General features: G+C 72.9%; 24 protein-coding genes and 1 pseudogene. 15 read left to right on the top strand and 10 right to left on the bottom strand.

Annotation, left to right across the window (positions count from 1 at the left end):
- Positions 1–13: 13 nt before the first annotated feature.
- Positions 14–925 carry a DMT family transporter gene (locus AB0L21_RS20550; RefSeq protein WP_365785497.1) on the bottom strand — a complete coding sequence of 304 codons (912 nt, stop codon included), beginning with the start codon at positions 923–925 and terminating at the stop codon, positions 14–16.
- Between AB0L21_RS20550 and AB0L21_RS20555 the strand changes: the two genes are divergently transcribed.
- The 3 genes from AB0L21_RS20555 to AB0L21_RS20565 are packed head-to-tail and all read left to right on the top strand — an operon-like array spanning position 924 to position 3,508.
- A complete protein-coding gene (locus tag AB0L21_RS20555) occupies positions 924–2,402 on the top strand; it encodes a PLP-dependent aminotransferase family protein (protein ID WP_365785499.1) in 1,479 nt (492 codons plus the stop codon). The two genes, AB0L21_RS20550 and AB0L21_RS20555, sit on opposite strands and share 2 nt — an antisense overlap.
- Positions 2,403–2,412: 10 nt before the next feature.
- Positions 2,413–2,865 (top strand): GNAT family N-acetyltransferase, encoded by a 453-nt coding sequence (locus tag AB0L21_RS20560; RefSeq protein WP_365703974.1) that lies wholly within the window; start codon positions 2,413–2,415, stop codon positions 2,863–2,865.
- Positions 2,866–2,914: 49 nt separating this feature from the next.
- On the top strand, positions 2,915–3,508 hold the full coding sequence (locus AB0L21_RS20565; protein WP_365703976.1) for a histidine phosphatase family protein: 594 nt from the start codon (positions 2,915–2,917) through the stop codon (positions 3,506–3,508).
- Here the strand turns inward: AB0L21_RS20565 and AB0L21_RS20570 are convergent.
- Positions 3,505–3,957 carry a DUF6314 family protein gene (locus AB0L21_RS20570; protein ID WP_365703978.1) on the bottom strand — a complete coding sequence of 151 codons (453 nt, stop codon included), beginning with the start codon at positions 3,955–3,957 and terminating at the stop codon, positions 3,505–3,507. The genes AB0L21_RS20565 and AB0L21_RS20570 overlap by 4 nt on opposite strands.
- A gap of 127 nt (positions 3,958–4,084) precedes the next feature.
- Between AB0L21_RS20570 and AB0L21_RS20575 the strand changes: the two genes are divergently transcribed.
- The 11 genes from AB0L21_RS20575 (at position 4,085) to AB0L21_RS20625 (ending at position 17,206) form a co-directional block, all read left to right on the top strand.
- Positions 4,085–6,565 carry an alpha-L-arabinofuranosidase C-terminal domain-containing protein gene (locus AB0L21_RS20575; protein ID WP_365785501.1) on the top strand — a complete coding sequence of 827 codons (2,481 nt, stop codon included), beginning with the start codon at positions 4,085–4,087 and terminating at the stop codon, positions 6,563–6,565.
- Positions 6,566–6,866: 301 nt separating this feature from the next.
- The gene (locus AB0L21_RS20580) at positions 6,867–9,425 is read left to right on the top strand and encodes a YfhO family protein (protein WP_365785503.1); all 2,559 of its coding nucleotides are present in this window, start codon (positions 6,867–6,869) and stop codon (positions 9,423–9,425) included.
- Positions 9,426–9,447: 22 nt separating this feature from the next.
- Positions 9,448–10,398 (top strand): glycosyltransferase family 2 protein, encoded by a 951-nt coding sequence (locus AB0L21_RS20585; protein ID WP_365703984.1) that lies wholly within the window; start codon positions 9,448–9,450, stop codon positions 10,396–10,398.
- Complete coding sequence (locus AB0L21_RS20590) at positions 10,398–10,766, top strand: GtrA family protein (RefSeq protein WP_365785505.1); 369 nt, start codon at positions 10,398–10,400, stop codon at positions 10,764–10,766. Before AB0L21_RS20585 ends, AB0L21_RS20590 begins: the two co-directional genes overlap by 1 nt.
- 46 nt (positions 10,767–10,812) lie before the next feature.
- Complete coding sequence (gene argC / locus AB0L21_RS20595) at positions 10,813–11,841, top strand: N-acetyl-gamma-glutamyl-phosphate reductase (protein WP_365785507.1); 1,029 nt, start codon at positions 10,813–10,815, stop codon at positions 11,839–11,841.
- A gap of 88 nt (positions 11,842–11,929) precedes the next feature.
- A complete protein-coding gene (gene argJ / locus AB0L21_RS20600; protein WP_365785509.1) occupies positions 11,930–13,084 on the top strand; it encodes a bifunctional glutamate N-acetyltransferase/amino-acid acetyltransferase ArgJ in 1,155 nt (384 codons plus the stop codon).
- A complete protein-coding gene (gene argB / locus AB0L21_RS20605) occupies positions 13,081–13,989 on the top strand; it encodes an acetylglutamate kinase (RefSeq protein ID WP_365703992.1) in 909 nt (302 codons plus the stop codon). Before argJ ends, argB begins: the two co-directional genes overlap by 4 nt.
- Positions 13,986–15,194 (top strand): acetylornithine transaminase, encoded by a 1,209-nt coding sequence (locus AB0L21_RS20610; protein WP_365703994.1) that lies wholly within the window; start codon positions 13,986–13,988, stop codon positions 15,192–15,194. Before argB ends, AB0L21_RS20610 begins: the two co-directional genes overlap by 4 nt.
- A gap of 7 nt (positions 15,195–15,201) precedes the next feature.
- On the top strand, positions 15,202–15,747 hold the full coding sequence (locus tag AB0L21_RS20615) for an arginine repressor (protein WP_365703995.1): 546 nt from the start codon (positions 15,202–15,204) through the stop codon (positions 15,745–15,747).
- 108 nt (positions 15,748–15,855) lie between these two features.
- Complete coding sequence (locus AB0L21_RS20620; RefSeq protein WP_365703996.1) at positions 15,856–16,443, top strand: sigma-70 family RNA polymerase sigma factor; 588 nt, start codon at positions 15,856–15,858, stop codon at positions 16,441–16,443.
- Entirely contained in the window at positions 16,433–17,206 is a 774-nt protein-coding gene (locus tag AB0L21_RS20625; RefSeq protein ID WP_365785511.1) for a zf-HC2 domain-containing protein, read from the top strand. The genes AB0L21_RS20620 and AB0L21_RS20625 overlap by 11 nt, the downstream gene beginning before the upstream one ends.
- Positions 17,207–17,215: 9 nt before the next feature.
- On the opposite strand, the gene AB0L21_RS20630 is transcribed toward AB0L21_RS20625, so the two are convergent.
- The 6 genes from AB0L21_RS20630 to AB0L21_RS20655 all read right to left on the bottom strand — a co-directional run bounded on the left by AB0L21_RS20630 (position 17,216) and on the right by AB0L21_RS20655 (position 23,279).
- The gene (locus AB0L21_RS20630; RefSeq protein ID WP_365785513.1) at positions 17,216–18,124 is read right to left on the bottom strand and encodes a serine/threonine-protein kinase; all 909 of its coding nucleotides are present in this window, start codon (positions 18,122–18,124) and stop codon (positions 17,216–17,218) included.
- Positions 18,121–19,935 carry an ABC transporter ATP-binding protein gene (locus AB0L21_RS20635; protein ID WP_365785515.1) on the bottom strand — a complete coding sequence of 605 codons (1,815 nt, stop codon included), beginning with the start codon at positions 19,933–19,935 and terminating at the stop codon, positions 18,121–18,123. Before AB0L21_RS20635 ends, AB0L21_RS20630 begins: the two co-directional genes overlap by 4 nt.
- 85 nt (positions 19,936–20,020) lie before the next feature.
- Entirely contained in the window at positions 20,021–20,197 is a 177-nt protein-coding gene (locus tag AB0L21_RS20640; RefSeq protein WP_365704004.1) for a hypothetical protein, read from the bottom strand.
- Between the two features lie 107 nt (positions 20,198–20,304).
- Entirely contained in the window at positions 20,305–21,108 is an 804-nt protein-coding gene (locus AB0L21_RS20645; RefSeq protein WP_365785517.1) for an FAD:protein FMN transferase, read from the bottom strand.
- Entirely contained in the window at positions 21,101–21,880 is a 780-nt protein-coding gene (locus AB0L21_RS20650) for an FMN-binding protein (RefSeq protein WP_365785519.1), read from the bottom strand. Before AB0L21_RS20650 ends, AB0L21_RS20645 begins: the two co-directional genes overlap by 8 nt.
- 16 nt (positions 21,881–21,896) lie before the next feature.
- Positions 21,897–23,279 (bottom strand): ferredoxin reductase family protein, encoded by a 1,383-nt coding sequence (locus AB0L21_RS20655; protein ID WP_365704010.1) that lies wholly within the window; start codon positions 23,277–23,279, stop codon positions 21,897–21,899.
- 197 nt (positions 23,280–23,476) lie between these two features.
- Between AB0L21_RS20655 and AB0L21_RS20660 the strand changes: the two are divergent.
- Positions 23,477–23,689 (top strand): annotated as a pseudogene (locus AB0L21_RS20660) (ATP-binding protein); the annotation flags it as partial.
- A gap of 19 nt (positions 23,690–23,708) precedes the next feature.
- Here AB0L21_RS20660 and AB0L21_RS20665 read toward each other — a convergent pair.
- Together AB0L21_RS20665 and AB0L21_RS20670 are read right to left on the bottom strand one after the other, a co-directional pair.
- A complete protein-coding gene (locus AB0L21_RS20665; protein ID WP_365704012.1) occupies positions 23,709–24,413 on the bottom strand; it encodes a L,D-transpeptidase family protein in 705 nt (234 codons plus the stop codon).
- A 3-nt stretch (positions 24,414–24,416) separates the two neighbouring features.
- Positions 24,417–25,004, bottom strand: coding sequence for a pyridoxamine 5'-phosphate oxidase family protein (locus AB0L21_RS20670; RefSeq protein WP_365704014.1), 588 nt, complete (start codon positions 25,002–25,004; stop codon positions 24,417–24,419).

Below are 25,004 nucleotides of genomic sequence, written 5' to 3' on the forward strand. Positions count from 1 at the left end.
GCCCTCCTCACGATCACGACCGCTGAGTGACGGCGATGCACACGAGCACGGCGACGGCGGTCAGGGGGGCGGCCGCCGTGAAGTGCTCGCCCAGCAGCAGCGCCGACCACACCAGTGTGAGCAGGGGCTGAGCCAACTGCAACTGGCTGGCCCGGGGGATGCCGATGGCCGCCATCCCCCGGTACCAGACGAGCAGCCCGAGGAACTGCGAACCGATCGCCACCCACAGCAGGCCGGCGACGCCGTGCCCGCTCAGGCGCACCGGCTCGTACGTCAGCGCCAGCGCCGCGGCCGGCACGGTCAGCGGCAGGCACAGCACCAGCGCCCAGCCGATGACCTGCCAGCCCGGCATGACCCGGGCCAGCCGGCCGCCCTCGGTGTACCCGGCCGCGCACACCAGCAGCGCCCCGAAGAGATACGCGTCGGCCGCGGTGAGCGCGCCGCCGCTCTGGCCGACGGTGAAGGCGAGCACGGCCGCCGCGCCCGCCACGGCCGCCAGCCAGAACCGGCGGGAGGGCCGGGCGCCGGTACGCAGGGCCGAGAACACGGCGGTGGTCAGCGGCAGCAGGCCCACCACGACGGCCGCGTGTGCGGTGGTGGACGTCTGCAGGGCGAGCGTGGTCAGCATGGGGAAGCCGAGCACCACTCCGGCGGCGACCACGGCGAGCCCGGCGAGATGCCGCCGGGCCGGAAGCCGTACGCGCAGGGCCAGCAGACAGCCACCGGCGACGAGTGCGGCGAGGACGCCGCGCACCGCCACCAGCGACCACGGGCCGAAGCTCTCCAGGCCCCAGGCGGTCGAGGGGAAGGTCAGGGAGAAGGCGACCACGCCGAGGGCGGCCTGGACGGTGCCGAGTCCCCGGGACTCCCGCGGAGCGCTGACTGCTATCGGGCTGGGGGTAGTAGCGCTACTCTGTGTTCTCATGCAACAGCGTAGCAGCGTGGGAGAACTGGCAGAACAGCTGCGGAGGGAACTCGACCGCTACTCTCCCGGTGGAAAGCTCCCGTCGAGCCGGGCGCTGGTCGAGCGGTTCCGGGTGAGCCCCGTGACCGTCTCGCGGGCGCTCGCCCAGCTCGCCGCCGAGGGCCTGGTGGTCACCCGGCCGGGCGCGGGCGCCTTCCGGGCCCGGCCGCACCGGACCGAGACCCCCGCCGGGGACACCTCCTGGCAGGAGGTCGCGCTGAGTGCCGACGGCGCCGCCGACCTCGTACCGCGCACCGTGGACGCCTCCGGCGTCACGGTCTCGCTGGCCGCCCCGCCGCCCGGGGTCCTGGAACTCAGCGGCGGCTATCTGCACCCCTCGCTCCAGCCGGAGCGCGCCATGGCGGCGGCCCTCGCGCGGGCCGGGCGGCGGCCGGGCGCCTGGGGGAGGCCGCCGCTGGAGGGCCTGCCGGAGCTGCGGGAGTGGTTCGCGCGCGGGATCGGCGGCACCGTCACCGCGGCCGAGGTGCTGATCGCGGCGGGCGGCCAGGCCGCGCTGGCCACCGCCCTGCGCGCGCTCGCCCCGCCCGGCGCCCCGGTGCTCGTGGAGTCGCCCACCTACCCGGGCATGCTGGCCCTCGCCCGCGCGGCCGGACTGCGGCCCGTCCCGGTCCCCGTCGACCCCGACGGGGTGCGCCCCGACCTGCTCGCGGACGCCTTCCACGCCACCGGCGCCCGCGTCTTCGTCTGCCAGCCGCTGTTCCAGAACCCCACCGGCGCCGTGCTGGCGCCCGCCCGGCGCACCGAGGTGCTGCGCATCGCCCGCGAGGCCGGCGCGTTCGTCGTCGAGGACGACTACGTCCGCCGGCTCGTGCACGCCGACGCCGGCCCGCTGCCCCGCCCGCTGGCCGCCGACGACCCGGACGGCGTGGTCGTCCACGTCGGTTCGCTGACCAAGGCGACGTCGCCCAGTTTCCGGGTGAGCGCCCTGGCCGCGCACGGGCCGGTGCTGGAACGGCTGCGCGCCATCCAGGTCGTGGACAGCTTCTTCGTCCCCCGCCCGCTCCAGGAAGCCGCCCTCGAACTCGTCGGCTCCCCGGCCTGGCCCCGCCATCTGCGGGCGCTGTCGGCCGAGCTGAGGACCCGCCGCGACGCCATGACGAGCGCGCTCGCCCGGCAGCTGCCCGGCCTCGCCCTGCCGCACATCCCCTCCGGCGGCTACCACCTGTGGGTGCGCCTGCCCGACGGCGCTGTCGGCTCCGGGGGAGAGTCCGCGCTGACCGCGGCGGCCCTCCGCGCGGGCGTCGCCGTCACCCCGGGCCGCCCCTACTTCAGCGCCGAACCCCCCGCCGCCCACCTCCGCCTGAGCTTCGCGGCGGTCGCCGGCACCGGGGAGATCGCGGAGGGGGTGCGGCGGCTGCGGGCGGCGTACGACGAGGTCCTGCGAAATCCGCTCGTCGCCCGGCAGCCGGACCTGTGAGGATCACCGCATGAGCGATACACCTGACCTCCCCGAGGGGTACGAGTTCTGCGCCGACTCCGCCCGGGTCGACGTGGACCGCGTGCACGGCTGGCTGTCGTCCGACGCGTACTGGGCGATCGGCCGTCCGCGCGAGAAGCACGAGCGGGCGATGGCGTCCTCGCTGAACTTCGGGGTGTACGCCACGGGCTCAGGGGAGCAGGTGGCGTACGCGCGCGTGGTCACCGACCAGGCGCTGTTCGCCTGGCTCGCCGATGTGTACGTCGACCCGTCGGTGCGCGGAAAGGGCGTCGGCACGGCGTTCGTCGCCCGGATCCGCGCGCACCTGGAGCCACTCGGCCTGCGCCGGCTGCTGCTGGCGACGCAGGACGCGCACGGGGTCTACGAGAAGCTGGGCTTCCGGCCGCTGGACCGTCCCGAGCTGTACATGGTGCACACCTTCGGGCAGACGGTGGACGCCTGACCGCACCGCGTCTCTTGACCTGCTGCTCGCCGGGGCTCACCATCACCGCATGCCACTGAGGGTGACGTTCGTCGCCGCCGCGCGCGGTGCCGCGCTGCTCGCGGAGCGCTTCGAGGACGACCGGCCGCTGGACCAGGGCGGCTGGGACGAGGTGCAACGCGTCGCCGCAGGCCTGCTGCCGCTGGCCGCGGCCGAGCTGCGCTACTGCTCGCCGACGCCGCGCAGCCGGGCCACGGGCGACGCCCTGGGGTACGCCCCGCTGGTCCAGCTCGCGCTGCGGGACTGCGACATGGGCCGCTGGCGGGGGCTGACGCTGGGCGAGGCGATGGCCCGGGAGCCGGAGGCGGTGGACGCCTGGCTCGCGGACCCGCGGTCCACCCCGCACGGCGGCGAGTCGTTGCTGGCGTTCATCTCCCGGGTCGGCGGCTGGCTGGACACCCGGCCGGTGGACGACGGCGGCCGGATCGTCGCGGTGGCCGAGCCGTCCGTGATCCGGGCGGCCCTGGTCTACGCCCTGAAGGCGCCTCCCTCGACCTACTGGAACATCGACGTCCGCCCGCTGTCCACGACGACGGTCACGGGCCGCGCCGGCCGCTGGAACCTCCGCTTCGACGGGGTCCCGGCTCAGGCCGCGCGCGGCTAGCCGGCCGCTCCTTCACGCACGTAGTCGGTGGTGAGAACCAGGTCCTTCGCCGGCCCGCCGACCCGCCACACCGTGCGCCAGTGGTCGGCGTCCCGGACCGTGAACTCGCCCCGGTAGAGGTCGGCCGCGCAGGGGTGGTCGGCGACGTACCGGCCCGTGGTCAGGTCCAGCTCGTGGAAGGGCCGCCCGTCGGCGAACCGCACGTCGGCCCGGCCCGGCCCGGGCCCCGGCAGGAAGCGCAGGGTCCGGGTGGCGGGCCGGGCCACCCCCTGCCAGGTGAAGGTGCCGCGCTCCTCGTGCAGCAGCCCACCGCCGGCCAGCGCGCTGAAGACGGTCGTCCCGGTGAAGTGCCCTTCGTCCCCGCTCGCCAGATCCCGCACAGCACGCTCGACGCGCCACCGCCCCGCCAGATGGGCCAGTACGTCGGGTACGGGCCAGAACTCGTCCATCACCGTGCCTCTCCCGGCGCCCCTTCGCGGCGCTCGCCCCATTGACGTGCTCATACCCCTTCTCTATCTTGCCGTTCGAAGTGCTGACCAATGTCTGATATTTCGAACAACGAGCCGCGGAGTATCCATGTCACGCACCGCCCGCTGGAGACTCGGCCTGGGAACGAGCGCCGTTCTGCTCGCCACGGCCGCCCTCCCCGCCCCCGCCCACGCCGAGGACGTCACCGACTACGCGATCACCGTCGACCCCTCCGCCACCGGGCCGAAGATCGACAAGACGATGTACGGCGTCTTCTTCGAGGACATCAACCGCGCCGCCGACGGCGGCCTGTACGCCGAACTCGTCCAGAACCGGTCCTTCGAGTACTCCACCGACGACAACAAGGCCTACACCCCGCTGACCGCCTGGACGGTCTTGGGCACCGCGCAGGTCCTGGACGACTCCGGCCGCCTGAACGACCGCAACCGCGCCTACCTCTCCCTGGGCGCGGGATCGTCGGCCACCAACGCCGGCTACAACACCGGCATCGCCGTGCGGGACGGCGAGACGTACGACTTCTCGGTCTGGGCCCGCGCCGAGGCCGGCAGCACGCTCACCGTGACCCTCCAGGACTCCGGCGGCACGCTCGCCACCGCCCGGCGGATCGCCGTGAAGAAGAACGGCTGGGCCCGGTACCAGGCCGTCTTCACCGCCACCCGCACCAGCGCCACCGGCCGGCTCACCGTGGCCGCCGACGCCGCCACGGCCCTGGACATGGTGTCCCTCTTCCCGCGCGACACCTACAAGCACGAGCCCAACGGGCTGCGCGAGGACCTCGCCGAGAAGATCGCCGCCCTGCACCCGGGCTTCGTCCGCTTCCCCGGCGGCTGCCTGGTCAACACCGGCTCCATGCAGGACTACAGCCAGGCCTCCGGCTGGCAGCGCAAGCGCTCCTACCAGTGGAAGGACACCATAGGCCCGGTCGAGCAGCGCGCCACCAACGCCAACTTCTGGGGCTACAACCAGAGCTACGGCCTCGGCTACTACGAGTACTTCCGGTTCGCCGAGGACATCGGCGCCATGCCGCTGCCCGTCGTACCGGCCCTGGTCACCGGCTGCGGCCAGAACAAGGCCGTCGCCGACGACGCCCTGCTGAAGCGGCACATCCAGGACACCCTCGACCTCATCGAGTTCGCCAACGGGCCCGCCTCCTCGAAGTGGGGCAAGGTGCGCGCCGGGATGGGCCACCCCAAGCCCTTCCACCTCACCCACATCGAGGTCGGCAACGAGGAGAACCTGCCGAACGAGTTCTTCGCCCGCTTCCAGCAGTTCCGCGCGGCCGTCCAGGCGAAGTACCCGTACATGAAGGTGATCTCCAACTCCGGGCCGGACGACGCGGGATCGACCTTCGACACGGCCTGGAAGCTCAACCGGGACGCCAAGGTCGACATGGTCGACGAGCACTACTACAACAGCCCGCAGTGGTTCCTGCAGAACAACGACCGCTACGACTCCTACGACCGCTCCGGGCCGAAGGTCTTCCTCGGCGAGTACGCCTCCCAGGGCAACGCCTTCAAGAACGGCCTCGCCGAGGCGGCGTACATGACGGGCCTGGAGCGCAACGCGGACGTCGTCAAGCTCGCCTCCTACGCCCCGCTGTTCGCCAACGAGGACTACGTCCAGTGGAGCCCGGACATGGTGTGGTTCAACAACCACGCCTCCTGGGGCTCGGCGAACTACGAGGTCCAGAAGCTGTTCATGACGAACGTGGGCGACCGGGTGGTGCCGAGCACGGCCACCGGCACCCCGAGCCTCAGCGGGCCCATCACGGGCGCGGTCGGCCTGTCCACCTGGAACACCAGCGCCGCCTACGACGACGTACGGGTCACCGGCGCCGACGGCGGCACGCTGCTCAGCGACGACTTCTCCGCCGACGCCTCCCGGTGGACCCACACCGGCACCGGCAGCTGGAGCATCCAGGACGGCCGGTACGTCCAGACGGACGACACCGCCGAGAACACCATGGTCCAGGCCGGCGACCCGTCCTGGCACGACTACGACCTGCACGTGAAGGCCACCAAGAAGTCCGGCAAGGAGGGCTTCCTCGTCGCCTTCGGCGTCAAGGACACCGGGAACTACTACTGGTGGAACATCGGCGGCTGGAACAACACCCAGTCGGCGGTCGAGCAGGCCGTGGACGGCGGCAAGTCCACGCTGATCTCCAAGGCCGGGTCGGTCGAGACCGGCCGTGCCTACGACGTCGACATCGAGGTGCGCGGCCGTCAGGTCACCCTGTACCTCGACGGCGAGGAGTGGGGCAGCTTCACCGACGACAAGCCGGCCGAGCCGTTCCGCCAGGTCGTCACCCGCGACGCGAAGACCGGCGAGCTGATCGTCAAGGTCGTCAACGCCCAGTCCGCCGCGGCCCGCACAGCCGTCGACCTCGGCGGCGCCGAGGTGGCGTCCACGGCGAAGGTGACGACGCTCGCCGCCGCGCCGGACGCGGTGAACACCGAGACGTCCACGGCGGTCGCCCCGCGGACGTCCACGTTCACCGGGGTCGCGAGGAAGTTCACCTACACCTTCCCGGCGAACTCCATCACCTTCCTGAGGATCGAGCAGAGGTAGCGACGGATCACCCCGAAGCGGCGTCCGGCGCGGGCTGCTGTCCGGGCGGCAGCGGCCCGCGCCCGGCGACGCCAGCGCCCCCTCGGGGGTCGGCGGGGCCTCCGCGGCCCGCGAGGCCGGTTCACCTTGAGAACCCCTCGCGGAAATCTACCGTTTTCCGAAGCGCCCTCGAATTCACGCGATGTTTCCCTTATTCGGAGGAAGTCGCCTCACTTTTCGGTGAGCACACAACCCTTCGGAAACACCCCCCGTCTAAGTCGGCGAAATCACCGAAATGAATTCGCTGGGGGCCTTCCGCGCAATGGACCGCTCGACCACACCTGATGCGCCGCGCCGGGCCGCCCTGCTCGCCGCGGCCGTCACGATCACCGCCTTCTGCGCCGGTGACGTGCTGGCGCGCGGCTATCCCTTCGGCCCCCGCACCCGCAGCGTCAACGACCTCGGCAACCAGTACGTGCCCTTCCACGCCCACCTGTGGGACCTGCTGCACGGCAGGGCCCACGGCGGCCTCCTCGTGAACTGGCAGTCCGGCTACGGCGCCAGCTTCCTGCCCGACCTCGGCACCTACCTCGGCAGCCCCTACGCCCTGCTCGTCGCCCTCTTCCCGCGCGACCAGATCGACCTCGCCGTCTACGCCGTCACCCTCCTGAAGACCGCCTCCGCCGCCGCGGCCATGGCCTGGCTGCTGCTCACCCTGCGCCCCGGCCGCTGGTGGGCGGCGGGCCTGCTCGGGGCCTCGTACGCGCTGTGCGGCTGGAGCACGGCCGACGCCTCCTACAACCCGATGTGGCTCGACGGCCTGATCGCCCTGCCCCTGCTGTGCCTGGTCGGCGAGTGGGCGCTCACCGGACGCCGTCGCCTGACCGGCGTCCTGATCGTCGCCCTCGCCTGGACCGCCAACTTCTACACCGCCTACATGGCCACCCTCGGCGCCGCCCTCGTCCTGCTGCTGCGCCTGCTGCTCGCCCGGCCGCCGCGCCGGCAGGCGCTCGCCACGGCCGGCCGCGCCGCCCTCACCACCGCCCTCGGCGTGGGCCTCGCCGCCCCGCTCGTGACGGTCGTCTACTTCGGCACGAAGCACGCCTACCCCGGCCGCGTACGCCAGTTCGCCCCGGTGCCCACCGAGGACGTGGCCGCCCGGCTGCTGCCCGCGACCTACGGCTTCGGCTCCCCGGCCCTCTACGTCGGCATCACCGCCCTGCTCCTCGCCCTCGCCCTGCCCTTCCACCGCGCGGTCCCGGTCCCGGTGCGCGCCGGCTGGACGGCGCTGGCGCTCGTCGTGGCCCTCTCCCTCCAGTGGGGCCCCACCCACCTGCTCTGGCACGCCTTCGCCACCCCGCAGGGCAGCCCCTACCGGCAGGCGTTCGTGCTGTGCGGGCTGCTGGTCATCGCCGCCTGGCACGCCATGGCGTACGGCCTGCCCGGCCGGCGCGCCCTCGGTGCCGCGACCGCCCTGCTCGTGCTGATCGCCGCCGTCGCGAGCCGCAGCGGGCTGGTGCGGCCGTACACCTGGCCGGTGCTGCTGCTCGCCCTCGCGGGAGCCGTCGGCGGCCTGGCCCTGCTGGGCCGCGCCGGGCAGCGCACCCGGCTCGCCGGGCTGGCCGTCGTCCTGCTCCTCGGCGCCCAGACGGGCGAGACGGCCGCCACCTCCGCCGTGGACACCCGGCTGCGCCTCGGGCACCTGGACGACTACGCGCCCTGGGGCGAGCGGCAGGAGACGCAGGCGGCGGCCATCGCCGGGGCCGACGACTGGCCGCGGTACCGCACCGATCCCGGCCGCGAGCAGACCGTCGGCAACGACCCGCTGCTGGTGGGCGGCGAGGGCGCCCAGTACTACAGCAGCCTGACCCCGGACGTCCTCAGCCGCACCCTCACCGCCCTCGGCGGCGGCTGGACCTCGCGCGGCCGGAACGTGCAGAGCCTGGACAACGCGGTCACGGACGTCGTCTTCTCCGTCGGTGCCCGGGTGCACTCCCCGCCCGACCCGCACCAGAAGTACCTGTCCCCGCACGCCGGTCCGGTGACCGTCACCCGCCGTGAGGTACCGCCCCTGGTCACCGTCCGGGCCGCGCCCGGCAGGACACCGTTCGGGCCGTCGCCGTACCGCAACCAGGAACTGCTGCTGGGCAGCCGCGTCTACACCGTGCCCCGCGTCACCGTGCGCGACGACGGCGGCCGGCCGGTCCCGTCCCACCGGGTCGGCACCGGGAACGCCCTGGCCCGGCCGACGATCACCGCCCGCTGCCCGGCCGGCACCCAGGTCCACCTGTGGGCCCCGCACTTCTCCGGCACCGCGCGGCTCGCCGGCGCCGGGGGGTCCGCCCGCTTCCGGTCCGAGTTCCCGCGCAACCGCGCCGACATGGAGCCGCTCGGCACCGCCCCCGCCCCGGGCGCGCTGCGTATCGAGCTGCGGCCGGACCGGCCCGGCCGCATCCCGTCCGGCGCCGTCGGCTGCCTGGACACGGCCCGGCTGGCCGGCGCCGCCGCCCGCCTGAAGGCGACCGGCGCCACCGAGGTGACCGTCTCCGACGCCACGGTACGGGCCCGGCTGCCCGCCGGCAGCAAGGGCGTCGCGGTCGTCGCAGCCCCCCGGATCGCCGGCTGGCGCTGCGCCGGCGGCGACGGACCCGAGCGGCCCGCCGATGACTTCCACGGCCTGATCGCGATGCCCCTCGACGGCACCGCCACCAGCCTGACCTGCACCTTCCATCCACCCGGCCTGCGGCTGGGCACGATCGTGGGCGCCGCCTCGCTGCTGACGCTCGTCGTGCTCACCGCCCTCGCCGCCGTCCGCCGCCGGCGCGCCCAGGCGCCGCCCACGACCACATCACCGCGCGAGCGCGTGACCACCGCTCTCTGACCGCGCCCAGGGGGGATTCCGCATGCTGATATCGATCGTCGCGCCCTGCTACAACGAGGAGGACGTCCTCGCCCGCTTCCACGAGGAGGTCCAGAAGGTCGCCGAGGAACTGCTGCCCCTCGGCCACGACATGGAGTTCGTGTACGTCGACGACGGCAGCCGGGACGGTACGCTCGCCGTCCTCAAGGAACTGGCGGACCTCGACTCCCGGGTCCGCTACGTCTCCTTCAGCCGCAACTTCGGCAAGGAGGCGGCCCTGCTCGCCGGCCTGCGGCACGCCTCGGGCGACTCGGTGATCGTCATGGACGCCGACCTCCAGCACCCGCCGGCGCTGATCAAGCGCATGGTCGAGCTGCGCGACCAGGGCCACGACCAGGTCATCGCCCAGCGCACCCGGACCGGCGACCGGTTCACCCGGACGCTCACCGCCCGGCTGTACTACCGGCTCGTCAACCGCCTGGTCGACGTCGAACTCGTCGACGGCGTGGGGGACTTCCGGCTGCTGTCGCGCCGGGTGGTGGACGCGGTGCTGGCCCTCACCGAGTACAACCGTTTCTCCAAGGGTCTGTTCGCCTGGGTGGGCTTCCCGAGCACCACCTTCGAGTACGAGAACGCCGCGCGCGAGGCCGGCCGCAGCTCCTGGAACCTGCGCGGCCTGCTCAACTACGGCCTCGACGGCCTGCTGTCCTTCAACAACCGCCCGCTGCGCGCCGCGCTCTGGCTGGGCGTGGGCCTGCTGCTGTGCGCGGGCCTCTACACCGCGTGGATCGTGGGCGCCACGCTCGCCCACGGCGTCCGGACCCCCGGCTATGTGACCATCATCACCGCCGTCACCGCCCTCTCGGGAGTCCAGATGGTCATGCTGGGAGTCATCGGGGAGTACACCGGCCGCATCTACTACGAGGTGAAGGGACGCCCGCACTTCCTGGTGAAGGCGACCAACGTGGAACGGACGAAAGATCTCATCCCCTGATGCGGCAGATTCTGACCTTCGCGGCGGTCGGCGTCGTGAACACGGCGACCTACTACGGTCTCTACCTGTTGTTCCTGACCGCTCTTCCTTATCTGGCCGCGCACATCCTGGCCTTTCTGCTCAGCATGACCGGGTCTTTTTTCCTGAACGCGCGCTTCACCTACCGGACGCGGCCCACCTGGCGGAAATTCCTGCTGTTCCCGCTGACGAACGCGACGAATTTCCTGATCACCACGGCGGGCGTCTACGTGATCGTCGGCCTCCTGCACGCCGGCAGCCGCTTCGCCCCGCTGCTCGCCTCCGCGGCGGCGATCCCGGTCACCTTCGTCGTCTCGCGCTGGGTGATGCTCCCCAAGTCGATTGCATAAACGTGCAACGATACGTATAGTCATGCCATCCAGGAGGAGGATGGACATGGCGGTACGTGCGGCGGTGGCCGGAGCGAGCGGATACGCGGGCGGAGAGGTCCTGCGCCTGCTCCTCGCGCACCCCGAGGTCGAGATCGGTGCCCTGACCGGAAACTCCAACGCCGGACAGCGGCTCGGCGCGCTCCAGCCGCATCTGCTGCCGCTGGCCGGCCGCGTGCTGGCCGAGACCACGCCCGAGGCCCTCGCCGGGCACGACGTGGTCTTCCTCGCGCTGCCGCACGGGCAGTCCGCCGCCGTCGCCGAGCAGCTCGGCCCCGACGTCCTCGTCATCGACATGGGCGCCGACTTCCGCCTCAGGGACCCGGCGGACTGGGAGAGGTTCTACGGCTCCCCGCACGCCGGCACCTGGCCCTACGGCCTCCCCGAACTTCCGGGCGCCCGCACCCGGCTTACGGGGTCCAAGCGCATCGCGGTGCCCGGTTGCTACCCGACCGCCGTCTCCCTCGCCCTGTACCCGGCCTACGCGGCCGGACTCGCCGAGCCCGAGGCGGTGATCGTCGCCGCGTCCGGCACCTCCGGCGCGGGCAAGTCCCCCAAGCCGCACCTGCTCGGCAGCGAGGTCATGGGCTCCATGTCGCCGTACGGCGTCGGCGGCGGTCACCGGCACACCCCCGAGATGATCCAGAACCTCAGCGCAGTCGCCGGGGAAACCGTGAAGGTCTCCTTCACGCCGACCCTCGCGCCGATGCCGCGCGGCATCCTCGCCACGTGCAGCGCGTCCGCCGCCGAGGGGGTCACGGCCGACTCGGTGCGCGCCGCCTACGAGAAGGCCTACGCCGACGAGCCCTTCGTCCACCTCCTCCCCGAGGGCCAGTGGCCCGCGACGGCGTCCGTCCACGGTTCCAACGCCGTTCAGGTGCAGGTCGCGTACGACGCCGCCGTGGGCCGCATCATCGCGATCAGCGCCCTCGACAACCTGACCAAGGGCACCGCGGGCGGTGCCGTCCAGAGCATGAACATCGCCCTGGGTCTCGACGAGACCACGGGTCTTTCCACGATCGGAGTCGCACCGTGAGCGACGCGCGTGCAGCCGCCGGGCCGCAGACGACGACGATGGCCGCACCGCTGCGCTGCACGGGCGGAGAAGCGAACAAGGAGATGCAGTGAGCGTCACGGCAGCCAAGGGATTCACGGCGGCGGGCATCGCCGCCGGGATCAAGGAGAACGGCAACCCCGACCTGGCCCTCGTGGTCAACAACGGGCCCCGCCGTGCCGCCGCGGGCGTCTTCACCTCCAACCGTGTGAAGGCCGCGCCGGTGCTCTGGTCCGAGCAGGTCCTCAAGGGCGGCCAGGTCTCGGCGGTCGTCCTCAACTCCGGAGGCGCCAACGCCTGTACCGGCCCCCAGGGCTTCCAGGACACCCACGCCACCGCCGAGAAGGCCGCCGAGGTGCTCGGCCGGGGCGCCATCGAGGTCGCCGTCTGCTCCACCGGCCTGATCGGCGTGCCGCTCCCCATGGACAAGCTCCTCAAGGGCGTGGAGACGGCCGCCGCCTCCTTGAGCGAGCACGGCGGCGAGAAGGCCGCCATCGCGATCAAGACCACCGACACCGTCCACAAGACGTCCGTCGTCAGCAGCGAGGGCGGCTGGACCGTCGGCGGCATGGCCAAGGGCGCCGGCATGCTCGCGCCGGGCCTCGCCACCATGCTCGTCGTCCTCACCACCGACGCCGACCTGGACGACGAGACCCTGGACAAGGCCCTGCGCGCCGCCACCAGGGTCACCTTCGACCGCGTCGACTCCGACGGCTGCATGTCCACCAACGACACCGTCCTGCTGCTCGCCTCCGGCGCCTCCGGCGTCACTCCGGAGTACGAGGAGTTCGCCGAGGCCGTACGGCAGGTCTGCGCCGACCTCGGCCGGCAGCTCATCGGTGACGCCGAGGGCGCCAGCAAGGACATCAAGGTCGAGGTGGTCAACGCGGCGAGCGAGGAGGACGCCGTCGAGGTGGGCCGCTCCATCGCCCGCAACAACCTCCTCAAGTGCGCGATCCACGGCGAGGACCCCAACTGGGGCCGCGTGCTCTCCGCGATCGGCACCACGAAGGCCGTCTTCGAGCCGGACCAGCTCAACGTCGCCATCAACGGCGTCTGGGTCTGCAAGAACGGCAGCGTCGGCGAGGACCGCGACCTGGTCGACATGCGCTACCGCGAGGTCCACATCGTGGCCGACCTCGCCGCCGGCGCCGAGACCGCGACCATCTGGACCAACGACCTGACCGCCGACTACGTCCACGAGAACAGCGCCTACTCCTCATGACCACGACGCGCAAACACACGGCACTGCCGAAAGCCCAGATCCTCATCGAGGCGCTGCCCTGGCTGACCCGGCACCACGGCAAGATCGTCGTCATCAAGTTCGGCGGCAACGCCATGGTGGACGAGGAACTGAAGGCCGCCTTCGCCCAGGACGTCGTCTTCCTGCGGCACGCCGGCCTCAAGCCGGTCGTCGTGCACGGCGGCGGCCCGCAGATCAGCGCCGCCCTCGACCGGCACGGCATCGTCAGCGAGTTCAAGGCGGGCCTGCGCGTCACCACCGAGGACGCCATGGACGTCGTACGGATGGTGCTCGCCGGGCAGGTGCAGCGCGAGCTGGTCGGGCTGCTCAACCAGCACGGCCCGTTCGCCGTGGGACTGACCGGCGAGGACGCGCACACCATCACCGCGACCAAGCACACCCCCGAGATCGACGGCGAGCCGGTCGACATCGGGCGGGTCGGCGAGATCACCGCCCTCGACACGGGCGCGATCGAGGCGCTGCTGGCCGACGGCCGCATCCCGGTCGTCTCCTCGATCGCCCGCTCCCAGGATGACGGACATGTCTACAACGTCAATGCTGATACGGCGGCTGCGGCACTCGCTGCGGCACTGGGCGCCGAGACGCTCATGGTCCTCACCGACGTCGAGGGCCTCTACGAGGACTGGCCCCACTCCGACGAGGTGATCAGCCGGCTCACCGCTTCCCAGCTGGAGAAGCTGCTGCCGGAGCTGAGTTCCGGCATGGTGCCGAAGATGGAGGGCTGCCTGCATGCCGTGCGCAACGGCGTGACGACCGCCCGCGTCATCGACGGCCGGGTCCAGCACTCGATCCTGCTGGAGATCTTCACCGACGAGGGCATCGGCACCATGGTCGTGCCCGACGAGCTTGAGGGGGACACGCAGTGACGGGCAACCAGGAGCTGACCGAGCGCTGGCAGGGCGCGCTCATGAACAACTACGGCACCCCGCGGCTGTCCCTCGTCCGCGGCGAGGGCACCAGGGTGTGGGACGCCGAGGGCCGGCAGTACCTCGACTTCGTCGGCGGCATCGCCACCAACGCGCTCGGCCACGCCCACCCCGCGATCGTCGAGGCCGTGACCCGGCAGATCGGCTCCCTCGGCCACATCTCCAACTTCTTCATGGCCGAGCCCACCGTCGCCCTCGCCGAACGGCTCCTGACGCTGTTCGGCCGGGAGGGCCGGGTCTTCTTCTGCAACTCCGGCGCCGAGGCCAACGAGGCCGCCTTCAAGATCGGCCGGCTCACCGGGCGCACCCGCATGGTCGCCACCGACGGCGGCTTCCACGGCCGCACGATGGGCGCCCTCGCGCTCACCGGCCAGCCCGCCAAGCAGGACCCGTTCCGGCCGCTGCCCGGCGACGTCACCCACGTCCCCTACGGCGACGCCCAGGCGCTGGCCGCCGCGGTCACCGAGGACACCGCCCTGGTGGTCATCGAGCCGATCCAGGGCGAGAACGGTGTCGTCGTGCCCCCGGCCGGCTACCTCAAGGCGGCCCGCGCGATCACCGCCGCCACGGGTGCGCTGCTCGTCCTGGACGAGGTGCAGACCGGCATCGGCCGGACCGGGACCTGGTTCGAGTACCAGGCCCACGAGGGCGTACTGCCCGACGTCGTCACCCTCGCCAAGCAGCTCGGCGGCGGGCTGCCGCTCGGCGCGACCGTGGCCTTCGGCCGGGCCGCGGAACTGCTCCGGCCCGGCCAGCACGGGACCACCTTCGGCGGCAACCCGGTCGCCTGCGCCGCCGGGCTCGCCGTGCTCGACACCATCGAGGGCGAGGGCCTGCTCGACAACGTCAAGCGGCAGAGCGAGAGGTTGCGGGACGGCGTCGAGGCCCTGGACCACCCGTTGATCGATCATGTGCGGGGTGCGGGCCTGCTCCTGGGTATCGTGCTCACCGGGCCGCGCGCACCACAGGTGCAGCAGGCGGCCCAGGAGGCCGGGTTCCTGGTGAACGCGCCCGCCCCCGACGTCGTACGGCTCATGCCACCGCTGAATCTCCGCGACGACGAGGTGGGCGCGCTGCTCCGGGCGCTGCCCGGCATCCTCGACGCGGCGAACCCCGTCGACGGGGACGGACGATCCGGAGAATGAGACGACGATGAGCGAGGCGCAGGACCACGAGGCGGCGGGCGGGGCCGGGCCCGCCGTGCCGCAGACCCGCACCGCACGGCACCGCCGGATCGTGGACATCCTCAACCGGCAGCCGGTGCGGTCGCAGAGCCAGCTGGCGAAGCTGCTCGCCGACGACGGGCTGAGCGTCACGCAGGCGACGCTCAGCCGGGATCTCGACGAGCTGAACGCGGTGAAGATCCGCAACACCGACGGCGACCTGATCTACGCGGTGCCCAGCGAGGGCGGCTTCCGTACGCCGCGGGCCCCGCTGGGGGAGTCGGCCAAGGAGGAGCGGATGCGGCGGCTCTCCCAGGAGCTGCTGATCTCCGCGGAGGCCTCGGCGAATCTGGTGGTCCTGCGGACTCCTCCGGGAGCCGCGCAGTTCCTGGCCTCCGCCATCGACCAGGCGGAGCTGCACGACATCCTGGGGACGATCGCCGGTGACGACACGCTGTTGTTGATCAGCCGGGATCCCAGCGGGGGTCAGGCCCTGGCGGACCATCTGCTGCGGCTGGCGCAGAACGGGCACTGACCGTATGCGGGGCCCGGCCGGCCGACGCACAATGGGCATGTGATCTTCCGCGGCGAGCGGCCAGGGGGACGGGCAATCCCCTGGCGGCCGTCGAACGTATACAGAGGTGTGTCGGGATATCGGTTCCCCGTCGGCCGCCTCCCGGACGAGGCTCTGCTGTCCGGGCTGGCCGCCGGAGATCCGGAGCTGGCCGTGATCTTCGTACGGAGGTTCCAGCATCGGGTCTTCGGCGTGGCCATGGCCGTCACCGGGGACCGGCAGCTCGCCGAGGACGTCGCCCAGCAGACGTTCGAGCGCGCGTGGCGTCATGCGCAGATCTACGACTCGCGCCGCGGCTCGGTCATGACCTGGCTGACGACCATCGCGCACAACCTGGCCGTCGACGCGGTCCGGGCCCGGCGGACGGAGCCGCTGGCACCCGAGGACCTCGAGGACCTGCTGGACGCCGTCACCGAGACCCCCGAGGAGTGGGCGCTGGCCGACGAGGCCTCCGCCCGGGTCCGGGCCGCCCTGGCACGGCTGCCACGGGAACAGGCCAGGGCACTGATGATGGCCGGCATCTACGGCATGACGGCCCAGCAGGTCGCCGACGCGGAGCGGATCCCGCTGGGTACCGCCAAGACGCGGATCAGGACGGCGATGGCGAGGCTGCGCACCACCGTCGCTTCTCCGGAACGAGGCGACCATGTCCAGTGACGCGAATTGCGAGAAGCTGCGGCAGATCGGTCCCGAGCTGGCGCTGGGCGTGCTGTCCGGCCGGGAGCGGGCCGAGGCGGTCGCCCATCTGGACCGGTGCGCGGACTGCCGGGAGTACGTCCGGCAACTGACCCTGGTCGGCGACCGGCTGGTCGGCCTGCTGCCGGACCGCGAGCCGCCGCCCGGCTTCGAGACCCGTGTGGCGCGCGGCCTCGCCCCGTCGGCGACGGCGCCCGAGGGACAGCGGCCGGCGGGTGTCTTCGGCCGCTCGCGCCGAGGCCTGCGCCACGGTGCCCGGCAGGCCCGGGTACGGGTCGCCGCGGTCGGTGCCGCGTTCGCCGTCGCCGTCGGATTCGCCGGCTGGGCGGTCGGCACCGCCGTCGAGGAGATCACCGCCGCGCCGCCGCCCGCCGTCGAGTCCGAGCCGGTGCTCGTCGGGGACATGACCCCGGCCGGGCGCGGCGGGCAGCCCGTCGGAGAGGTCTACGCCCACCCCGGCACCCCCGGCTGGATCTTCGTGTCCGTCGCCCTCACCCGCCCCGGCACCCGCTACACCGGAACGGTCACCTGTCTCCTGGAGCGCGCCGACGGCACCAGCGTCCGCGTCGGCGACTTCCCCGTGCGCGACGGACACGGCAACTGGGGGGTGGCGGTCCCCGTCGACCTCACCCGGTACTCCGGCGCCCGTCTGACGTCGCCCGACGGCACCGTCCTCGCCACCGCGCAGCTGCGGAAGGGGCAGGTCCTCACACCCGAGGCGTGAACCGTCCGCTCAGCCGCCCTGGGCCGGGACGGGCAGGGCCGCCTCCAGCGCGGCGGCCAGCGCGGCGACGGTGGGCCGCGCCGCCGGATCGGCGCGCAGACAGCCGTCGACGGCGGCGGCGAGAGGGGCCGGCAGGCGCCGCCGGGACGCGATCGGCGGCGCCGCACGCTCCAGCCGCGGGTACCAGTCGCCAGGGTCACCGGTGCCGGTCCCGTCGTCGGGCTCGTCCCCGGCGTAGGGTCGGTGCCCCGTCCCGCCGGTGGTGCGGCACTCGAAGGGAAGGTCACCGCACGCGGCCTCGTACAGGGTGACGCCGATGCCCCACACGTCGGCGGCGGCCGTGAGGATCCCGCCGCGGGCCTGCTCCGGGGCGAGGTAGCAGCAGGTGCCCAGCCCGGCCGGGGCGGGCCCCGCAGGCCGTGCGACGCTCAGGTCCAGCACCTTCGCCAGACCGCGGTCCACCACCACGTTCGACGGCTTGAGGTCCAGGTGCAGCAGGCCCCGGCCGTGCAGGTAGTGGACCGCGGAGCAGAGCTGCGCCCCGAGGCGCGCCACATCGGCCGCGGACGGCCGGCGCCGCAGCCGGTGCAGCAGGTGGGACAGCGTCTCACCGGTCAGCGTCTCCAGGACGACGAGCGGTTCCGGTTCGGCGAAGACGTCGTAGGCGCGGACCAGATGGGGATGGGTGAAGTCCCGCAGCCACCGTCCCTCGCGCAGCAGCCGCTCACCCAGCCGCCGTTCGCCCCGCCGGTCGGGGCGCACGGTCTTGAGCACGCACCGGCAGTGCCGTTCCTCGCTCCAGACGTCGTACACGTCGAGCCAGCCGGTGCGCGTGAGTCCCGCCAGGACCCGGTAGCCGGGGACCGGTTCGGTGCCGGGGGCCAGGGGCGGGGTGTCCGCCCCGGCGGTGACGCTCATGACCGCACCGCTTCCGTGTGCAGCCGGTGCAGCCGGGCGTAGGCGCCGTCGTGCCCGAGCAGGTCGTCGTGGGTGCCCTGCTCGATGATCCGGCCGTGGTCGAGCACCAGGATGCGCGTGGCGTCGCGGACGGTCAGCAGGTTGTGGGAGATGACGACGGTCGTGCGGCCGGCCATGAGCCGGCGCAGCGGGTCCATGATCCGCCGGCCGGACCGGAGGTCGAGCCCGGCCGTCGGTTCGTCCAGGAGCAGTACGGGCGCGTCCCGGATCATCGCGCGGGCGATGGCCAGGCGCTGGCACTGTCCGCCGGAGAGGGTCCGGCCGCGCTGGCCGACCAGTGTGTCGTAGCCCTCCGGGAGCAGCTCGATGAACGCGTGGGCGTCCGCCGCCCGCGCCGCCGCGACGATGTCCGCGTCCGTGGCGCCCGGCCGCCCGTAGGCGATGTTGTCCCGCACCGTGCCGTGGAAGACGAGCGTCTCCTGCAGCACCACCGCCACGCTCTCCCGCACGTCGGACAGGCAGAGCCGGCGCAGATCGGTGCCGTCGAGGCGGACCGCGCCCCGGTCGGGGTCGTAGAAGCGCAGCTGGAGCTTGGCGATCGTCGACTTGCCCGCCCCGCTGGCCCCGACCAGCGCCAGCGTCTCCCCGGGCGCCGCGTGGAAGGACACGTCCGACAGCGCCCAGGAGGAGCCGCCCGGATAGCGGAACCACACCCCGTCGAACTCCACGTCACCCCGGGCGCGGCCGGTCCGCCGGGCGTCCGGGGCCTCGGTCACCTGGGGCCGCTGGTCCAGCAGCTCGATGATCCGTTCCGCCGAGGCGGAGGCCGCGTAGAAGGTGGTGCCGAGGTGGGACAGGCCGCGGACGGGGCTGTACAGCTTGCCGATCAGCGCGAGGAAGACCAGCAGTCCGCCCAGCGTGAGCTGCCCCTGGGCCAGCTTCCAGGTGCCCAGGCCCATCACCGCGAGACCGCCGGCCACCTCGATGATCTCCACCACGGGTCCGTACACGGCGCGGATCCGCGCCGACGCCATCGCCGCCCGGAACCGGCCCAGGTTCTCCCGCTCGAACCGGTGCTCCTCCCAGCCCTGCCGGTTGTACGCCTGCACCAGGACGACATTGCCCAGCGACTCCTCGGCGATCGCGCTGAGCGAGCCGCTGCGGCGCCTGCGCTCCCGCGACGCCTCCTTGAGCAGCCGCGAGAAGTGCCGGGCGGCACCCCAGAACAGGGGCACGATGACCAGGGCGAGCACGGTCAGGTCCCAGCGCAGGTAGAACAGCAGGCCGAGGAAGACGGCGAGGCGGATGACGTAGTACAGGGCGTCCGCCACGCCCGAGAGCAGGAACGTCTCCACCGCGTCGACGTCGCCCGTGACCCGGGACAGCACGTCCCCGAGCCTGCGGCGCTCGAAGAAGCCGAGGGACAGCCCCTGGACGTGCCGGAACACATCCGAGCGCAGGGCGAGCACGAAGCGCTCGCCGACCCAGGTGGACGTCACGTCGTCGGCGAAGCCGAGGATGCCGGAGCACAGGACCAGGCCCAGATAGGCCGGCGCGATCCACAGGAAGGGGTGCAGGTCCCGGGGGACCAGCACGTCGTCCACCAGGATCTTGAAGAGCCACAGCTCCGCGGCGTCGACGGCGGGACCGGTCAGGCTGAACAGGACGACGGGCACGAGCCAGCGCCGGCCGCCGCGGGTGTACGGCCAGAACCGCCGGAACACCTGGCGCGGGGACAGCGGGGGCGCGGGCGCGACCACGGCATCGGAGGTCCCGCCCGTCGAGAGCGGACGCCGCAGGACATGCGCCATGGCATGCGTTCCTCGTCGCGTTCCTCGGGCACCGGCCGAGCGGACCGGGTCCTTGGGCCTCCGGTCCGCTCAGCTTCGTACGTGATCAGTACTTGTCGTGGTCGTGGCGGTCGCCGTGGTCATTGCGGTGGCCGTGGCGGTGGCCGTGGCCGGTGTGGCGGTCGCCGTGGCCGTGACGGTGCCCGTGCCGCGAGCTGTCGTGCCTCGACGTGTCCTTGTCGCGGTCCCGCATCGCGGGCATCAGGCTGCTGAAGATGGCCATGTCGTCTCCTCCTGGAACTTGCCTCACCAGGGATACGTCCCAGGGCGGGAATCGGATGGCGTCGCCGGGGAAAATGTTGCGGACGGTACGCCGGGAGCCGGCCGCTCTCAGCCCAGCCGTGCCGCCAGCCCCCCGGTGCACCGCACCTCGTCGCCCGCGGTGATCAGCAGGGCCTCCACGTCCGGCAGCGACTCCAGCCAGGCCAGCCCCGCCCGCGAACCCATCGCGAACGCGGCCGTGGCCCAGCAGTCGACGAACGTCAGACGCGGCCCCACCACCGTGACCGCCACCAGATCGGTCACCGCGGAACGACCCGTCCGCGGATCGACGATGTGCGCCCCCCGCTCCGCCGTACCGGACGTCGCCACCGCCAGCTCCTTTGTGCCCGCCGCCGAGACCACCGCCGCCAGCCCGCCGGGCCGGAGCGGATCGGCCACCCCCACCCGCCAGGAACGCTGCGGCTCCGGCGCGCCCAGCAACTGCACGTCCCCGCCCCCGTTGACGCTCACCCCGCGCACCCCGGCCACCGCCGCCAGCGCCCGCGCCGCACGCTCGGCCGCCCAGCCCTTGACGATGCCGGTGGGGTCCAGCGAGCCCCGGTAGCGCGTGCTGAACCACCCCTCGCTCACCCGCTCCGCCTCGGCCGCCAGCTCCAGCACCTCCGCCACCTCGGGAGCACACCGCGAGACGTCCAGCTCACCCCGGGCCAGCCGCGACACCTCACTGTCCTCGCGGTACGTGCTGAAGAGCGCGTCCGCCCGGTGCAGCCCGGCGACGGCCTCGGCGAGCGCCGCCCGTACCGCGTCCGGCTGCCCGCCGCGGACGTCGAAGGAGAAGACCGTCCCCATGACCTCCTCCGCGTGACGCACCGCGGCGGGTGCCTTCGCCGGCTCGGCCACCGTGTCAGCCACCGGCCTGGTCCAGGGCCGACTGGAGGGACTGCCGGTAGCCGGTGCTGGTGTAGGTGGCTCCCGAGACGGCGTCGATGTCCGCCGTTCCCGCCGCCACGGCTTCCTGGTTGAGCCGGGGGACGGCGAGCTGGGTCTTCTGGTCGCTGAGGCCGCCCTTGGGCGCCTGGACCGCCTCCGCCTTGGTGATCTTCCCGCCGGCGACCGTGATCCGCACCTGGACCGGCCCGTACTGGGTCCGCACGGCCTTCCCGGTGACCGTCCGCGTCTGCGCCGAGCCGGAGCCGGAGGAACCCGGGGCACCGGACGAGGCCTGCTTCATCCTGTCCAGCGCGGACTGCAACGACTTCTTGTAGCCCTCGCTCGTGTACGTCGCCCCGGAGACGGCGTCGATGTCCGCGCCCTGGGCCGCGACCGTCTCCTGGTTGAGCCGGGGGACGGCGAGCTGGGTCTTCTGGTCGCTGAGGCCGCCCTTGGGCGCCTGGACCGCCTCCGCCTTGGTGATCCTGCCGTTGCTGACGGTCAGCCGTACCTGCACGGCCCCGTACTGCGTCCGCGCCGCGTCACCGGTCACCGTGCCGGAGCCGGCCGGGGCGGCGCCCTGCGCACCGCCCTGCGGCGACTCCTGCCCGGCCGCCGTCGCCTGCGGGGCCGCGCCCGCCGCCGACGCGGCGGCCGGATCCGACGCCGGCTTCAGCGACAGCAGCAGCACGACACCGGACACGGTCGCGGCGGTGGCCAGCACGACCCGCCGCACGGGGTGGCTCTTCCTCATCGCTTCGCAGCTCCGCTCACATCTCGAACGACTCGTGGTGGATACGGCGGGCGGGAACCCCCGCCTCGCGCAGTGCCTCGTACACCGACTGCGCGAACCCGGGCGGACCGCACATGAAGACGTCGTGCCGGTCGATGTCCGGGATCTTCCGCTGGAGGTTCTCCGCGGAGATGTCCGGCCGCTCGCCCTCCGGGCTGTTCACCGCGTACATCAGCCGGGCCCCCCGCTCCTCGGCGATGGCCGCCAGCTCGTCCCACAGCGCCAGGTCCTGGGTGGTGTTCGCCCGGTACAGGAGCGTGATGTCACCGGCGGCGCCGGGCAGTGTCTCGAACAGCGCCCGCATCGGCGTGATGCCCACCCCGCCCGCGACCAGCAGCACCTTGCCCCGGCTGCGGCGCTGCGCGGTGAGCGCGCCGTACGGGCCCTCCGCCCACACCTTCGTCCCGGGCGCCAGCTCGCGCAGCCGGGCGCTGTGGTCGCCGATCGCCTTCACCGTGATCCGCAGCATGCCGGGGCGCGGGGCGGCCGAGAGGGAGTACGGGTGCGAGCTGAACCGCATCCCGGGGGCGAGGAACCGCCAGCGGAAGAACTGGCCCGCCTCCGCGCCCATCCGGTGCAGCTTCCGCCCGCCGATCAGCACCGACACGATGCCCGGCGTCTCCTCGATGACCGCCTCCACGTACATGCGGTGCCGGAGGTTCAGCCGGACCGGGGTGAGGATCCGGTACCAGACCACCAGCGCGGTGACCGCGCCGTACAGGCCGTACCAGAAGGTCTTGGCGGTGGGCTCCACCGCGAAGTCGTTGCCGGTGGTGATCTGGTGCCAGAACGTCAGGAACACCGCCGCGTACGTCAGCAGGTGGACGTGGTACCAGGCGTCGTACGGCAGCCGGCGGCGGACCGGGCCGATCGACGTCAGCCCGATGACCACGAACAGGCCCGTGCCGATGGCGGCCTTGCCCATGTCCGGCAGCTGGTTGATGGAGTCGGTCGTCTGCTGGACGATGTCGCCGAGCGACCGGCCGGCCTGGCGTGCGTATCCCCACATGGTGAGGAAGACGTGGGCGACGATCAGGCACAGCGTGTACCGGCCGCTCATCGCGTGCCAGCGGGCCACCCGGTCGGAGCCGACCCGCCGCTCCAGCGCCGGGACGCGCGCCATCTGGAGCACGACCAGGGCCATGAGATAGCCGGCCAGCAGGCCGGTGATGCGGCCCGCGCCCAGGATGCGGCCGGTGTCGTCGGCGATGGAGGGGGTGTTGTGCCACCAGAGCCACAGCACGGCCACCGCGCCCGCCCAGACGGCGAGCAGCAGCGGGACGGCCGGGGAACGGCGCGGGCGGATGCGGCGCATCGTCTGTCGGCGGGCGGCACGTCCGCCTGCGAGCGTGGTGGTCACGGTTCCTCCGTGGGGACTTGACCCTTGGCCCACAGATACGTGTCGCACGGCGGGAGCGTTCAGAACCCCGCCGAGTCCAGCGCGGACTGGAGTGACTGCCGGTAACCGCACTGGTGTACGTCGCCCCCGACACCGTGTCGGTCTCCGCGCTCTGCGCCGCCGGCGCCTCGCGCCGCAGCTGGGGCAGGGCGGAGACCCTGGACCTGCCGGAGGAACCGGTGACGGTGCCGGGCGACGCCCACCGCTTCACCCGGGCAGAACACCGCCGCCGGGCCGACGCCTCCGGCGGGGGAGCGGGTCTCGGCCTGTCGATCGTGGCGGCGGTGGCGCAGGCGCACGGGGGAAGCGTGGAGCTGGAGAGCCGGCCGGGTGCGACGACGTTCACGGTGCGCCTGCCCGTGCCGCCCTGACGGGCCCCTCCCACGCGCTTCAGTAGCGGCTGACCGCCGTGGCCCCCTGCTCCGTGCCGATCGCGATGTGCGGCTTCGCCGCCGGGTCGGTCCAGGTGAGGATCCGGCGCATGGCGTCCTCCGGCACCGACACGCAACCGGCCGTCGCGGCCCGGCCGTTGACGTGCAGGAAGATCCCGGCTCCGCGTCCCCGGACGGGCCGGTCGTAGTTGAAGGCGATGACGAGGCCGTACGCGTACTGGGTGCCGTAGTCGACCAGGTGCTCGGCCTCGGCGGCGCGGCAGTCGGCGGGGAGCGGGTCGACCCAGCGGTTGTAGGAGCGGGAGTCGTTGTCCTGGCACCACCAGGAACTCTCCCGGACCGGACGGTACGTGACCTGGGTGCCGGCCGGCGCCGCCTTGATCCCGAAGCCGAACGGGAGGTCGTACAGGCCGGTCGGTGTCGTGTTCGTGCCCTGCCGGCGGGTGGCGCCGTCGACCAGCCCGCCCGCCCCGAACCGGGCTGGAGCGGAGCCGGCCCGGACCCACTGGCCCTCCCTCAGGTCCCACCAGCTGACCGTGCCCGTCGTGGCCCCGGTGTCCGGTGCCTGGGCGACGATCAGCTGGCTGCCGCCGCCCGTGTCCGCCATCCCCGCGGGCAGCGGCACCGGGCCGCGGCCGGGCGCGGCGCCGAGCAGGGCGAGGGCGGAGGCGGAGACGAGGGCGAGGACCACACCGGGGCGCATGACTCAGACGGTAGAGGGCGGCAGCGGCAACGGCAGCCCGGGTAGGCCGTCCAGGCTAGTGGCGATGTGCTCCTTCTTCTCGAAGTACGCGCTCAGCGAGGCGTCGTCCTCGCGGGCGAAGCGCCTTCCGTGCAGGTCGCGGTCCTGCTCGTACGCCATGTGGGGGACGGCGTATCCGCAGCTGTCCCGCACCAGTTCGGCGCGTACGACGATGACCGCGCGCAGCCCGTGGAGGCTCGGGTCGATGTCCGGGAAGTGGGCGAGCAGTTCCGGGAAGCGCGGGTCGTCACGGAAGACGGGCTCGCCCCGGCCGTGTACGCGCACGATGTTCGGCGGGCCCTGGAAGGCGCACCACATCAGCGTGATCCGCCCGTTCTCCCTCAGATGCGCGACGGTCTCGGCGGTGGACCCGGCGAAGTCCAGGTAGGCGACCGTGAGTTCGTCGAGCACGGCGAAGGAGCCCTTGAGGCCCTTGGGGGATAGGTTGACCGTGCCGTCGCCGGAGAGCGGGGCGGTCGCGGTGAAGAAGAGGGGCTGCTCCTCGATGAATGTGCGCAGCCTGCCGTCTATGCGCTCATAGGTCTTTCCCAT

Origin of the sequence: Streptomyces sp. NPDC052721, assembly GCF_040678315.1 — a bacterium.
Taxonomy (GTDB): domain Bacteria; phylum Actinomycetota; class Actinomycetes; order Streptomycetales; family Streptomycetaceae; genus Streptomyces.